Genomic DNA, 13,179 nt, shown 5'->3' on the forward strand with positions numbered 1-13,179 from the left:
AAATGATCCATATCTGCCGGTTCCGGGCCGCACGGCAGGGACGGGCCCCGCGAAGAGCCCATTAAATCATGGCAGCGCCCATGTATTGGACAGACCAATTCTGATGCAGAAACGCGTCGGCACCTGCTACAGCGGCCGCCAGGCCGGGCCGCTGCCCCGCCGCCAGTACACCGCCCGCGCCCTGCCATACACCGCGTCGGCATCCACCAGGCCGAAGAAGCGGCCATCGAGGCTGTTGCCGCGGTGATCGCCGAGCACCAGCAGCTTGCCGGCGGGGATGAGGATGCCGTCGATGTCGGGGCCTCCGCCGGCTGCCAGGTCCAGCGTCACCTGCCGCTCGCCGAAGCGCTCCTGGCGCGGCACGCGGCTCAGCCGCTGGCCGTTGATGCGCAGGTAGCCGTCGTGCAGTTCCACCCGGTCGCCCGCCACCGCCACCACGCGCTTGATTAGCCGCGTGCCATCGACCGGCGAGTCGAACACGGCGACGTCGCCGCGCCGCGGGTGGCCGGTATCGAGCAGGCGCAGTCCGGTGAACGGCAGGCGCAGCCCGTACGCGCGCATGTCCACCATGACCCGGTCACCGGGCTGCAGCGTGGGCTGCATCGAGCCGCTGGGCACCTGGTAGTGATTGGCCAGCGTGTCGCGCGCGGCGCACAGCAACAGCAGCATCAGCGCCAGCGGCGGCGCCTCCCTGCGCAGCCACTGCCACGGCCTCCGTGGCACGTGGCCGGGACGGGCGGACGAATCGACATGCATGGCGCGCTCCCTCCGGATACTGCCGCATGCGACCCCGGCGGCGACCGGCAAGTTCCCGAAGCTACGCATTGTTTACGCCGCCAGCGGCCTGGCTGCATGGCGGTTTTACGCGCCGGCGGCGCATCGTGGCGTCACCGCGCTTCCCGCGCCTGACATCCAGCCATCATGCCTCGTCCCTGCCTGCACCCCACCCCCGCGCCGGCCCACAGGCCGCAGTCGGTCTTCCTGCTGCGCGGGCCCGACCTGCCCGGCAACGCGCCCCACATGCCCGCCCCGCTGCCCGCCGCGGTGCTGCAGTCGGTGGTCAGCCGTGCGCTCGACGCCGACACCACGCTGGCCCTGCGCGACTGCCGCTCCGAACAGGAACTCATCGAGGCCCTGTGCGTTGCCGACCACGACCCGGCCGACGTCGTGCTGCTGGCGCCCGGCGCCTGCGTCTCAAGCGAGCGGCTGCGGCGGCTGTTGCCGCGCCTGCGCAACGCCTATGTCGAAGTACATGACACCGCCGCCGATGCCAACCCAGCGCAGCTGCCGGAAAACGCGGGCCACCGCCTTGCGGTCGCCCACGGGTGCGGCGCGCAGAGCTACGTGCTGGCGCTGGAGGTGGCATTGGAGCACCTGGCCTGCAACGACGCCGGTGAGCGGGTGCATGTCGGCACCTGACGGCGGCACCCGCCACTACGCGGCCGGCTACGAGATCATCGCCGACGGTCACCCCCGCTGGTGGGGCCAGATCGGCGTCAGCGTCGGCGCCGGCGATCTGCCGGACGACGATCCGCAGGCGCTGCTGCAGCACATCTGCGGGTTGGCGGCGCACCGGCACGACGCGCTGCCGGCGCAGGTACGCCTGTTGCTGCTGGTGCGCCTGTGAGCGCGCCGCCGGCGGCACGGGCACGAACGGCAGGGTCGCCCCTGCCGTTCGTCCAGCCGGCGGACGCCGGATCGAGCGCTTACTTCAGCCCGCGGTGCTTCAGCAGCGGCTCCACGCTCGGATCCTTGCCGCGGAACTCGCGGTAGGCGGTGGCCAGGTCGCGGGTATTGCCGATGGACAGGATCCGGTCGCGGAACACCTGGCCGTTCTCGCGGGTCAGGCCGCCGTGCTCCTTGAACCACTCGAAAGCGTCATGGTCGATCATCTCCGCCCAAAAGTAGGCGTAGTAGCCGGCCGAATAACCGCCGCCCCAGATGTGGTCGAAGTAGCTGCTGCGGTAACGCGGCGGTACCTGCGGCAGGTCGACCCGGTACTGCTTCAGCGCAGCGGCCTCGAACGCATCCACGTCCTGCCGCGGGGCATCGGCGCCCTGCGTGTGCCAGGCCAGGTCGAGCAGCGCCGCGGCCAGGTACTCGGTGGTGGCGTAGCCCTGGTTGAAGGTCCTGGCCCTGGCGATCCGGTCCACCAGCGCCTGCGGCATGGGTTCCCCGCTCTGGTAGTGCTTGGCGTAGTTGGCGAACACCTTCGGGTCCGACGCCCAGTGCTCGTTGAACTGCGACGGGAACTCGACGAAATCGCGCGGCACCGCGGTACCGGCCACGCTCGGGTACTTCGTATTGGAGAACATGCCGTGCAGGGCGTGGCCGAACTCATGGAACATCGTGGTGACGTCGTCCCAGCTCAGCAGCGCCGGTTGCCCGGCGGCGGGCTTGGTGAAGTTGCACACGTTGTAGACCACCGGGCGGGTACCGGCCAGGCCGTCCTGCTCGACGAACACGTCCATCCACGCGCCACCGGACTTGCTGTCGCGCTTGTAGAAGTCGGCGTAGAACAGCGCCAGCGGCTGGCCGTTGGCATCGGTGACCTCGAACACGCGCACATCCGGGTGGTAGACCGGGATGTCCTTGCGTTCCTTGAAGGTCAGCCCATAGAGCTGGTTGGCGGCGAAGAACACGCCGTTCTGCAGCACGTTGTCGAGCTCGAAGTACGGCTTGATCTGCGCCTCGTCCAGGTCGTACTTCGCCTTACGTACCTGCTCGGCATAGAAATCCCAGTCCGAGGCCGCGGCCTTGAAGCCGCCGTTCTGGGCGTCAATGACCTTCTGGATCTCGGCCAGTTCACCGCGCGCCTTGGCGGTGGCCGCCGGCACGGTGTCGGTCAGCAGTTTCAGCGCGTTGGCCGGGGTCTGCGCCATCTGGTCGCCGAGGTTGTAGGCGGCGTAGTTGGGGAAGCCCAGCAGTTTCGCCTTGGCCGCGCGCAGCTGCGCCAGGCGCTGGATGATCGCGCGGGTGTCGTTGCCGTCGCCCTGCTCGGTGCGGGTCTCCGACGCCTGCAGCACCCGTGCGCGCAGGTCGCGGTCGCGCAGCGAGGCCAGCACCGGCTGCTGGGTGGTGTTCTGCAGCGCCAGCACCCACTTGCCGTCGAGCTTGCGGCTCTTGGCCGCCTCCCCGGCGGCGGCGATGTCGCCGTCGGACAGGCCGGCCAGTTTCGCCTTGTCCTCGACCACCACCGCGCCGGCGGCGGTGGCCGCGACCAGCTTGTTGTGGAAGTCGTTGGCGAGCGTGGCTTCCTCGGCGTTGTACTGCTTGAGCGTTTCCTTGTCGGCGTCGTTGAGCTGGGCGCCGGCCTTGACGAAGCCCTTGTAGGTTTCCTCGACCACGCGCAGCTGCTCCGGATCCAGCCCGGCGCCGGCGCGCGCGTCATAGACCGCCTTCACCCGCGCGAACAGCCTGGGGTCCAGGTGGATGGCGTCGCTGTGCGCGGCCAGCTTCGGGATCACCTGTTCCTGGATCTTCTGCCGTTCCGGATTGGTGTCGGCCTGCACCACGCCGAAGAACACGCGGCTGGTGCGGTCGAGGATGGCGCCGGACTTCTCCAGCGGCAGCAAAGTGTTGTCGAACGTGGCCGGCTCGGCGTTGGCGGTGATCCGGGCGATCTCGGCCAGCTGCTGGCGCATGCCTTCCTCGAACGCCGGCAGGTAGTCGCTGTCCTTGATGCGGTCGAACGCCGGCGCCTGGAACGGCAGCGTGCTGGCGCTCATGAACGGGTTGGTCGACGCGGCGGCGGGATGCGCGGTGGTAGCGGTTTCGGCGGTCACGGGGGCAGTGGACTCCTTGCCGGAACAGGCCGCCAGCGCGAGGCTGATGGCGGCGGCCAGAGTGAGGGTACGCGACATGTGATGTGCTCCTGCGGAACGGGGATGCGTGCGATCACGCACCCTACTCCGTCGGCCGCGCGCTGGCATGTGCCGGTGGTGGCGCCTGGGTGTGCCGCCGCTGCCGGCTGCTCAGCCCGTCCGCCCGCCGCGCAGCGCGGCGAAGGCGGCCAGTGCATCGGCGCGGCCCGCGGCCAGGTCCACCTGCGGCCGCGCCGGGTAGCCCGGCGCCAGCCGGCGGGCCAGCTCCGGGTGCTCCCAGGGCGCGAACCGCGCCGGCAGCGGCAGCCGCGCCAGTTCCGGCACCCAGCGCGCGACATAGGCGCCCTCCGGGTCGAACCGGCGCGCCTGGCTGACCGGGTTGAACACGCGGAAATACGGTGCGGCGTCGGCGCCGGTGCCGGCGGTCCACTGCCAGCCCTGGGTGTTGTTGGCCAGGTTGGCATCCAGCAGCGTGTCCCAGAACCAGCGCGCGCCGTGCAGCCAGTGCTGGCGCAGGTGCTTGGTCAGCCAGCTGGCCACCACCATGCGCACGCGGTTGTGCATCCAGCCGGTATGCCACAGCTCGCGCATCCCGGCATCGACGATCGGCACCCCGGTGCGCCCGCGCCGCCACGCCTCCAGCCGCGGCTCGTCGGCCGCCGCCCACGGGAAATCGTCGAAGCGCGGGTCGAGGTTGTGCTCCGGCACCCGCGGGTAGTGGTGCAGCACGTGGTGGGCGAACTCGCGCCAGCCCAGCTCGGCGAGGAAGCGGTCGCGGTCCGGTTCGGCGATGGCATCGCCGGCATCCAGCACCGCCGCGGCGATCCGGCGTACCGACAGCTCGCCATGGTGCAGGTGCGGCGAGAGCCGCGAGGTACCGGCCTCGGCGGCGAAATCACGGCGCTGCGCGTAGCCGTGCACGGCACCGTCGAGGAACGCCTGCATGGCCGCGCGGGCACCGGCCTCGCCGGGGGTGAAGTGCTCCCAGAAGCCCGTATCCCAGCCCGGCACCGGCGCCGGCAGCAGGTCGTCCAGGCGCTCGCCGGGGGGCAGGCCGGGGACGTCCGCCGACGGCAGCCGTGCCGGCGCATCCCAGGTCGACAGCGGCCGCCACTGCGCGCGCGCCGATTTCCAGAACGGGGTGAACACCCGGTACGGGTCGCCCTGGCGGGTGGCCAGCTCCCACGGCTCGAACAGCAGCGCGCCGTTGAAGCTCTCCGCGTGCAGGCCGGCCTGGCGCAGGCTGCGCTTGATGTGCGCGTCGCGCTGCTCGATGGCCGGCTCGTAGCGGCGCGTCCACAGCACCGCCTCGGCACCGGTGCGCGCGGCCAGCGCCTGCAGGGTGGCGAGCGTCGGCCCGCGCGCCAGCAGCAGCCGCGAACCGCGCCGCTGCAGTTCTTCGGCGAGCGCCGCCAGGGCGCGCCGGCGCCACGCGCGCGACGCCGCGCCGGGCGCCCAGTCGCCTTCCTCTTGCGGGGCGTGGATGTAGACCGGCAGCGGCCGCAGGCCGCGGTCCAGCGCCGCACGCAGCGCCGGGTGGTCATCCAGGCGCAGGTCGTCGCGCAGCCAGATCAGTGCGATGCCCATGGCCTACACCGTGCCGCGGTTGCGGCCGATCCACGGCCGGTACCAGTGGCGCACCGCCACCATGTCCGCGTTGTCGTCGCCGCTGGTATGGAACGGCGGGCCGAAGCCGATGACCTTGTCCGGGTAGTGGAAGTACGCCGGCACGATCGGCACCTGCGCCATGCGCGCGATGCGGATGAAGCCGCTCTTCCATTCCTTCACCGGCTTGCGCGTGCCTTCCGGCGCCAGCGCGAACCAGATGCGTTCGCTGCCCTGGATCATCGCCACCGCCTGCCCCACCGTGCCCTGCGGCGAACTGCGGTCCAGCGGCACCACGCCCAGCCGCCGCAGCACCGTGCCCAGCGGCCACCAGAACAGTTTGTCCTTGCCGAGGATGCGCGCCTCGATGCCCAGCGCCATCTTCGCCGCCAGGCCCCACAGGCCGTCCCAGTTGGACGAATGCGGCGCGGCGATGACCACGGCCTTGCGCAGGTCGGGGATCGGCCCGACCACGCGCCAGCCGCCCAGGCGCAGGACCGTGCGCCCGAGCCAGCGCACGAAGCCGCTGCCGCCCACGTGCGGCACGTTCGCGGGAACGGGCGGAACCACCGGCCCCCGGGCCGGCGAGGAAGGGTTGTCCAAGCGTTACTCCCAGTTGCGTTGCGAGCGGCCGCGCTTGACCTGCGCGCGCTCCTTCTTCTGTTCCAGCCGGCGCATCCTGGAGCCGTGGGTGGGCTTGGTCGCGACCCGCGCCTTGGGACCACCATCCCGGCGCGGATGAACTCCGCCAGGCGCTCGCGCGCATCGGCGCGGTTGCGCTCCTGGGTACGGAAGCGCTGCGCGTCGATCACCAGCACGCCGCCCTCGGTGAGCCGCCGGTCGCGCCGCGCCAGCAGGCGCGCGCGCAGCGGCTCCGGCAGCGACGGCGAGCCGGCCACGTCGAAACGCAGCTCGACCGCGCTGGACACCTTGTTCACGTTCTGCCCGCCGGCGCCACTGGCGCGCACGAAGCGCTCGACGATCTCCGCTTCCGGAATCGCCAGCCGCGCCGAGACCTGTAGGGCTTCACTGACCATCGGCGCATTGTAAGCGCGTCGCCGGCCGCCGCGAGGGGGCACGGCGGCCGCGCGGGCTACAGGTCGGGCCAGTCGCGGGCGGCCCAGCGCCGGTACGCTCGGTAGTGGTGGATGGCGAAGCCGGCGAACGACGGTTCGGCACCCAGCGCCTGCTCGACCTTGCGCACCTCGCGCTCGAACACCCTGGGGCCTTCCTCGTGGAAGGTGACCTTGTCGATGTCGTTGGAGGACACCTCCAGCCCGATCACCACCTGCTTGCCGACGCGGTTGGCGTAGGCGATCTCCTCGGCCGCGTGCGAGAGGATGCTGTCGCGGCCCTCGGCGCGGTCGCGGTAGTCCATCAGCGCGACGTAGTCGTAGGTGTCGATGGCATGCTCGCTGACCGGGCGCACCCTGCCCTTCCATTCCAGGGTGATGCCGTCCAGCCAGAACGGGATCGCCGGGCCCACCTGCAACTGGGCGCCGGACGCGCGCTTGATCCGCATCAGCGCGTCGCTCATGTCCAGGAAGCCGACCAGCAGGCGCTCGCGGGTTTGGTCGTTCCATTCGTCGAGGATGTGCGGCTCGATGTCGAGGTTGACGCCGTCGAAGCGCGCCGCCACCGGCGCCGCGGCGTTGTACTCGACCACCCGCCGGAACATGGCCTCGGCCTCGGCGCGGTAGGCCGGCAGCACGTAGTTCTCGGTGTTGAGGTAGGCCGAGCCCAGCAGCGCGTACACCTTCATGCGCTGCCCGTGCAGGCGCTCGATGAAGGCACGGTACAGCTGCGGCTGGTCGACGATGAGGTTGCGGCCGCGGTAGGCGTCGGCGTACAGGTACACCGTGTCGATGTGCTGCGACTTGAGGTAGGCCACCGCCTCCTCGGCCACGGCCGGATCCTCGACCATCGCGTAGGACTCCGCCTCCCAGGTCCAGATCGCGCGGCTGGCACCGGCGGATGCCGCCAGCGGCAGGACGCACAGAACCAACAGCAGGCCCAGACTGATGCGCAGGTGTGTCACGGCGAGGTTCCCGTTGCGTTGACCGCGTCCACCGGCAGGCGATAGCGCCCCTGCCCGATGGCCTTGCCGGTGTCCGGATCGGACGGAAACACGGAGACATAGCAGCGCGCGCTGCAGGCGTCGGGCCGCGGCAGCTGCAGCTGCACCTGCTGCCGTCCGCCCGCGGGCAAGGCCAGCGCCTGGCCGTACACTTCGTGCAGTTCGCTGCCGTCGGCGGCGGTCAGCACCGCCAGCGGCACGAACGTGCGGCTGGGTGCGCCGTCGCCATTGCCGAACACCATCGACAGGCGCAGGCCGTTGCCGGCCGGCACCACCTGCGCCGATTCCATGGACAGCCCGGCCATGGCCGGGCCCGCCGGTGCCTGCACCTGTATCTGCGGCGCGGCCTGGTAGGCCACCAGCGCCGGTCTGGCCGCGTCCGGGTCCAGCGCCTGCTGTTGCATGAAGCTCGCATTGGCCTGCGTGTAGCGCTGCAGGCGCGCATTGGCCCACGCCAGCAGCGACGCATCATCGACTTCGGCCAGGTGCATGCCCTCCTGCAGCTGGTAGAGCTTGCCGTCGTACAGCCACCAGCGGTCGGCCAGGTACTCCACCGCGCTGGTCTTGGTCTGCTTCAGCGGCAGCGCGTGGATGTTGCGGAACGTGTCGGCCATGTCCAGGCCGGTGCCGAGCCACGGCGTCCGCGCCGGCCGCTTCAGCCCATAGGTGTTCGACAACAGGGCCAGCAGCGACGGCGTCACGTCCAGCTGCGACGAAACCGCGCGGATGCGCGCGGCGCGCTTGAGCAGCGGCGAGAAGATGATCAGCGGCACGTGGTAGCGATCGACGTGCTCGCCCATCGGGATTTCCGGCAGGCGATGGTCGCCGGTGATCAGGAACACGGTGTTGGCATACCACGGCGCTTTGGCCACTTCGTCGAAGTAGCGGCGCAGCTGGTCGTCGGTGTAGAGGATGCTGCTGTAGATGTCCGCCTGCGCCTGGTAGGACGGCAGCTGCGCCTCGGGAATCCGCAGCTGGGCCAGGCGCTGGGCGAACTGCGCGCGGTAGGCGTCCTGGCCGGGGAAGCGGTAGCTGGTGTGCATGGTGATGGTCTGCATCGCCAGCAGGAACGGCGGCTGCAGGCGGCCACTGTCGGCCAGCACCCGCGACACCAGCTCCTTGTCCGGGTAGCCCCAGGTACTGAACGGGTTGCGCGCGTAGCCCGGACCGAAGGAGTTCATGTCCACCAGCGTCTGCACCTGCTGCAGGCGCATGTAACCGCTCTCGTTGTCGAAGCCGGTGTCGGTGCCGTTGTAGAAGGCGGTGTGGTAGCCCTGCTGGCCGAGCACGCTGAACAGGCCCGGATGCGGCGGCATGCGGTCGCCCAGCGCGGTGAACCCCTGGTCGGCGAACGGCGCCGAGCCCAGCAGGCTGGGCAGCACGCCGAAGGTACGGCCCTGGTTGGCCAGGAAATTGTCGAAGTACAGGCTGCGCGTCGCCAGCTCGTCGAGGAACGGGGTGAAGCTGCCCAGCGTGGCCTCCGGGCCGGAGAACGAGCGCCCCAGCCCCTCCACCACGATGACCACCACGTTCGGCGGGCGGCCGTCGGCGGTGGGCGAGAACCAGGGACCGAGCGTGTCCGGCGTGCGTTCGTCGTGCAGGAACGGGTAGTGCGGATCCAGCGCCGGCTCGCCGGGGTCGGCGGCCGCGCCCGCGCCGCCGGCCGCGGCAGGCGCGGCACTGTCCTGCCATCGCCATACGTCGGCGCCGAACCAGGCCAGCTTGTTGCTGGCCAGTCCGCGCGCCGGTTCGTCCTTCAGTGCCGCGGCGCCGGCCGGCAGCGGTACCAGCCAGGCCAGCAACCCGGCCACCAGCAGCAGCGTGGTCCACAGCACCGAGCCACGCGCATCGCGCCGCACCCACCACCACAGCCCGGCCCACAGCGCCAGCAGCGGCAGGCCGATGGCCAGCACGGTGCCGGCATCCAGCGGCGCCCCGTCGCCAAGCGCGGTGCGTATTTCGGCCAGGCTGTAGCCGAACAGGTCCGCGCCCAGCGGCACGCGCGCCACCTGGTAGTACTGGTCGAGCATGCCCTGCACGATGATCAGCAGCGACCAGGGCACGGCCACCGCCACCGCGCGCAGCAGCGGCCGCCGCAGCGCCAGCAGCGGCAGCGACAGCAGCAGCAGTACCGGCACCGTGCGCAACAGCACCAGCAGCGCCTGCGCCAGCGCGACCCCGGCGACCGTCCACTTTTCCCCGCTGCTCCACGCCATGCCGGCGCTGCCGCCGATCACGCTGGCCGCGACCAGTACGCACTGCGCCAGCAGCAGCGCCCGGAAGCCGGAGGAGAACCGCGGGTACGCACTGCCCTGGCGTCCGGTGTTCATCGATGCACTCCCGTCACCAGCGCGAATAGACCGACAGCGACAGCCGCTTCTCGGCAAAGCCACCGTCGTCGTCTGCATAGCCGGCGCCGAGCTTGAGGCCCCAGTGCGGCGCGAAATAGTGCATCCAGGCAACACCGACCGCGGCATTGCTGTTGCGCACCACGGTGCCGAAACGGTCCATGTCGGTGCTGCGGCCGGTGCCGGCGTTCACCTCCCAGTAGTCGTCCGCATCGCCGCGGTAGTAGTTGCGCAGCAGCACCCGGTGGCTCCAGCTGCCCGAGCCCACGCCCGGCACGTGCTGCAGTTTGTAGCGGCCATACCAGTTGCCGACGTAGCGGCCCACGCCGATGCCGTAGAACTCGGTGTTGCCGGAGAAGCGCAGGTGGTCGACGCTGGCCGACAGCTCCCAGCCACTGCCCACGCCCTGGAACACCTCGGCGCGCCAGGCCTGCTTCGGCAGCACGCCGGCCGACGGCCCCTGCTGGTAGCGCAGGTTGGCGTAGGCGCGGGTCCACAACGGCACGTAGCCATCCAGCGCCCAGGCGGTGTCGTTGCGGCCGAAATGGTCGGCGCGCAGCAGTTCCAGGCCCAGCGAACCACGCTCGAAGTAGCGGCGCAGCGTCAGGTTGGCGTCGTTCCAGCTCTGCCGCCCGCCACTGAAGCCGGTGTGGTCCCAACCGGCATTGGCGCCCCACCTGTAGCCGCCGGCGATCATCGCGTCGGGGTTGGCCGTGCGCGGCAGCAGGCTCTGCCGCAGCGAATCGACCTCGGCCGGGTCCGCACCCATCGCCAGCGCGGCATCGAAGTCGGCGCGCGCCGCCGCCGGCTGGCCGGCGTCGCGCAGCGCACGGCCACGCGCGATCCGCGCCTGCGGGTCCTGCGGCGCCAGTTCCACCCAGTTCGCGTAGGCGTCCACGGCCTGCTGCGGGCGGTCGCTCCAGCGGTACAGGTCGCCCAGTGCCGACCACGCGTCGGCGTAGCCGGGGCTGGTGCGTACCACGGTGCCCAGGTCCGCCTCGGCGGCCGCGTACTGGCCGTCCCAGGCATAGGTGCGGCCGCGCGCCAGCAGCAGGTCGCCGTTGCCGGGGTGTTCGGCCAGCAGCGCGGTGTAGCGCTCGATCGCCTCGGCGCGCTGCCCGCCGGTGGCCAGGCCGCGGATCTGCGCCATCTGCGCGGTGAGGCTGTCCGGCGCGCCGTCCTGCGCCAGCGCCGGGCCGGCCATGACGGCCAACGCCAATGCCAGGCCCTGCGCCAGCAACCGGTGGGTGGATTGGAAACGCGATGACTCGGCCACGGGAATGTTCCTGTTGGTCACGGGGTGGGTCCGCCACGGTCCGGGCGGAGGGGGCCTGCCGGCACCGCGGCCGGCGGCAGGTCGTCTTCCGGCAGCTGCTGCCAGGAGCCGTCGCGCTGGATACGGCCCCAGCCATGGCGCTTGCGCGGCCGCAGCAGCCAGTTGACGGTGCCGGCCAGGCGCCACAGCGAGTTGATCTGGCGGTAGCCGAAGTTCTCCAGCACCGCCACCACGAACAGCCGCAGTTGCTGGCGCGGGCGCGCATACAGGCCGAAGGAGAGCTCCTCCAGCAGCATGGCGTTGACCGACAGCAGCACGCCCATGCCCACCGCCGCGACCAGGAACACCAGGAACACATCCAGCGGCACCAGGCCGAGGATGGCCAGCGAGATCATCGCCACGTAGCCGATGACCTCGATCGCCGGCCCGAAGAACTCGAACAGCAGCATGAACGGGAAGGCGATCCAGCCGACGACGCCGCCGCGGCGGTTGAACATCAGCGACAGGTTCGACCACAGGCTTTCGGCCAGGCCGTACTGCCAGCGCATGCGCTGGCTGCGCAGCGACTTCAGGTCGGCCGGCACCTCGGTCCAGCACACCGGGTCGGGCACGAACACGATGCGGTAGTCGCGGCCTTCCCTGCGCAGGCTGCGGTGCATGCGCACTACCAGGTCCATGTCCTCGCCCACGGTGTCGGCGCGGTAGCCGCCGACCGCGACCACGCGCTCCTTGTAGAACACCCCGAACGCGCCGGAGATGATCAGCAGCGCGTTCATCGGCGACCAGCCCACGCGCCCGAACAGGAACGCGCGCAGGTACTCGACCAACTGGAAGCTGGGCAGCCAGCGGTCGGGCAGGCCGATCCGCGACAGCTGCCCGTCGCTGACGGTGCAGCCGTTGAGCACGCGCACCACGCCACCGCTGGCCACCACCCGGCGGTCCTCGAGGAACGGCCGCACCACCCGCGACAGGCTCTCCGGCTGCAGGATGCTGTCGGCATCCATCACGCAGAACAGCGGATAGCGCGCGCAGTTGATGCCGGCGTTGATCGCATCGGCCTTGCCGCCGTTGGCCTTGTCCACCATGCGCACGCGCGGATGGGTCGGCGACGCGTAGACGCCCTTCACCGCCTCGGTCTTCAGCCGCGCGCGGTAGGCCTCGGGCACCATCACCAGGCCGAACGCCTGGATCAGCGCCTCGCGGGTACCGTCGGTGGAGCCGTCGTTGATCACCACGATCTCGTAGTCCGGGTAGCAGGTCTTGAGCAGCGAGCGCACCGAGGACACCACCGATTTTTCCTCGTTGTGCGCCGGCAGCAGCACGCTCACCGGCGGCTGGTACTCGCGCAGCGCCTCCGGCAGGTAGTTGGCGCGGTGCTCGCGCATGTAGCGCACGATCTGGTACGCCGAGATGTAGTTCAGTACCAGGTACGCCAGGTTGATGGCCACGAAGTAGGCCATGAAGAACCATTGCAGCGAGACCATCAGGTGCACCCACGGCACCTGGTAGAAATGATCGAGGACCATCTGCCAGTAGGTGTTCATGCCTTGATCCCCAGGCGGTGCTCGGACAGCACGTGGTCGATGATGTCGCGGCCATAGGCGTCGGCCAGCCGCTCCTTGATCTGCAGCAGCGCCTGCTGGCCCGCGCCGGGCAGCGCCAGCAACGCCTGCGCGGTGCGGTAGCGCACCCACCAGACACTGTCCGCCAGCAGCGGTTCCAGCAGGCCGCGGTCGCCCGGCTCGCCCATGCGCCCGAGCGCCGCGGCCGCGTGCATGCGTACGTGCCAGCGCGGCGAATCGAGGAAGCGCTTGGCCCGCTCGCGGTCCTGCGGGTCATTGAGCAGCTGCAGGCACACCGAGATGACGTGGTCGTCCACCTGCGCGTCGAGCAGCTGCCGCACCACCCCGGCCGCCTGCGCGGGGCGATGCGCGCCAGCAGGCGCACCAGGGTGGCGGCCGTGTCGCTGTTGGCGCGCAACAGCACGCTGGACAGCTCGCGCGCCGCGCTGCCGTCGTGGTTGTCGGTGAGGATCCGCGCCACGCTGCC

The 13,179-nt window shown here is 70.8% G+C and carries 10 protein-coding genes and 2 pseudogenes; 2 read left to right on the top strand and 10 right to left on the bottom strand.

Annotated features, from left to right (window positions below):
- Nucleotides 1-126: 126 nt before the first annotated feature.
- Complete coding sequence (locus tag B1L07_14920; protein ID AUZ56165.1) at nt 127-756, bottom strand: signal peptidase I; 630 nt, start codon at nt 754-756, stop codon at nt 127-129.
- Nucleotides 757-921: 165 nt separating this feature from the next.
- On the opposite strand from B1L07_14920, the gene B1L07_14925 reads away from it, so the two are divergent.
- Nucleotides 922-1,419 (top strand): hypothetical protein, encoded by a 498-nt coding sequence (locus B1L07_14925; GenBank protein ID AUZ56166.1) that lies wholly within the window; start codon nt 922-924, stop codon nt 1,417-1,419.
- On the top strand, nt 1,406-1,627 hold the full coding sequence (locus tag B1L07_14930) for a hypothetical protein (protein AUZ56167.1): 222 nt from the start codon (nt 1,406-1,408) through the stop codon (nt 1,625-1,627). The genes B1L07_14925 and B1L07_14930 overlap by 14 nt, the downstream gene beginning before the upstream one ends.
- A gap of 79 nt (nt 1,628-1,706) precedes the next feature.
- On the opposite strand, the gene B1L07_14935 is transcribed toward B1L07_14930, so the two are convergent.
- The 9 genes and pseudogenes from B1L07_14935 to B1L07_14975 form a co-directional block, all read right to left on the bottom strand.
- Nucleotides 1,707-3,863 carry a dipeptidyl carboxypeptidase II gene (locus B1L07_14935; GenBank protein ID AUZ56168.1) on the bottom strand — a complete coding sequence of 719 codons (2,157 nt, stop codon included), beginning with the start codon at nt 3,861-3,863 and terminating at the stop codon, nt 1,707-1,709.
- 111 nt (nt 3,864-3,974) lie between these two features.
- Nucleotides 3,975-5,411, bottom strand: a complete 1,437-nt coding sequence (locus B1L07_14940; protein ID AUZ56169.1) for a deoxyribodipyrimidine photolyase — start codon at nt 5,409-5,411, stop codon at nt 3,975-3,977.
- Between the two features lie 3 nt (nt 5,412-5,414).
- On the bottom strand, nt 5,415-6,032 hold the full coding sequence (locus tag B1L07_14945; protein AUZ56170.1) for an acyltransferase: 618 nt from the start codon (nt 6,030-6,032) through the stop codon (nt 5,415-5,417).
- Nucleotides 6,033-6,035: 3 nt separating this feature from the next.
- A pseudogene (locus B1L07_14950) lies at nt 6,036-6,466 on the bottom strand (aminoacyl-tRNA hydrolase).
- Between the two features lie 56 nt (nt 6,467-6,522).
- Entirely contained in the window at nt 6,523-7,458 is a 936-nt protein-coding gene (locus tag B1L07_14955) for a hypothetical protein (protein AUZ56630.1), read from the bottom strand.
- Nucleotides 7,459-7,463: 5 nt separating this feature from the next.
- Nucleotides 7,464-9,836 (bottom strand): hypothetical protein, encoded by a 2,373-nt coding sequence (locus B1L07_14960; protein ID AUZ56171.1) that lies wholly within the window; start codon nt 9,834-9,836, stop codon nt 7,464-7,466.
- 16 nt (nt 9,837-9,852) lie between these two features.
- Nucleotides 9,853-10,530: pseudogene (locus B1L07_14965) on the bottom strand (hypothetical protein).
- A gap of 617 nt (nt 10,531-11,147) precedes the next feature.
- Nucleotides 11,148-12,674 carry a glycosyl transferase gene (locus B1L07_14970; protein AUZ56172.1) on the bottom strand — a complete coding sequence of 509 codons (1,527 nt, stop codon included), beginning with the start codon at nt 12,672-12,674 and terminating at the stop codon, nt 11,148-11,150.
- Nucleotides 12,671-13,036: a hypothetical protein gene (locus B1L07_14975; protein ID AUZ56173.1), complete on the bottom strand. Its 366-nt coding sequence runs from the start codon at nt 13,034-13,036 to the stop codon at nt 12,671-12,673. The genes B1L07_14970 and B1L07_14975 overlap by 4 nt, the downstream gene beginning before the upstream one ends.
- Nucleotides 13,037-13,179 lie beyond the last annotated feature (143 nt).

Source organism: Stenotrophomonas acidaminiphila (genome assembly GCA_002951995.1).
Classification (GTDB): Bacteria; Pseudomonadota; Gammaproteobacteria; order Xanthomonadales; family Xanthomonadaceae; genus Stenotrophomonas; species Stenotrophomonas acidaminiphila_A.

Bases quoted from the DNA above. Each gene is read 5' to 3' on its own strand.
- B1L07_14930 (AUZ56167.1), top strand. From the start codon at position 1,406: ATGTCGGCACCTGACGGCGGCACCCGCCACTACGCGGCCGGCTACGAG.
- B1L07_14935 (AUZ56168.1), bottom strand. From the start codon at position 3,863: ATGTCGCGTACCCTCACTCTGGCCGCCGCCATCAGCCTCGCGCTGGCG.
- B1L07_14920 (AUZ56165.1), bottom strand. From the start codon at position 756: ATGCATGTCGATTCGTCCGCCCGTCCCGGCCACGTGCCACGGAGGCCG.
- B1L07_14940 (AUZ56169.1), bottom strand. From the start codon at position 5,411: ATGGGCATCGCACTGATCTGGCTGCGCGACGACCTGCGCCTGGATGAC.
- B1L07_14925 (AUZ56166.1), top strand. From the start codon at position 922: ATGCCTCGTCCCTGCCTGCACCCCACCCCCGCGCCGGCCCACAGGCCG.
- B1L07_14970 (AUZ56172.1), bottom strand. From the start codon at position 12,674: ATGAACACCTACTGGCAGATGGTCCTCGATCATTTCTACCAGGTGCCG.
- B1L07_14960 (AUZ56171.1), bottom strand. From the start codon at position 9,836: ATGAACACCGGACGCCAGGGCAGTGCGTACCCGCGGTTCTCCTCCGGC.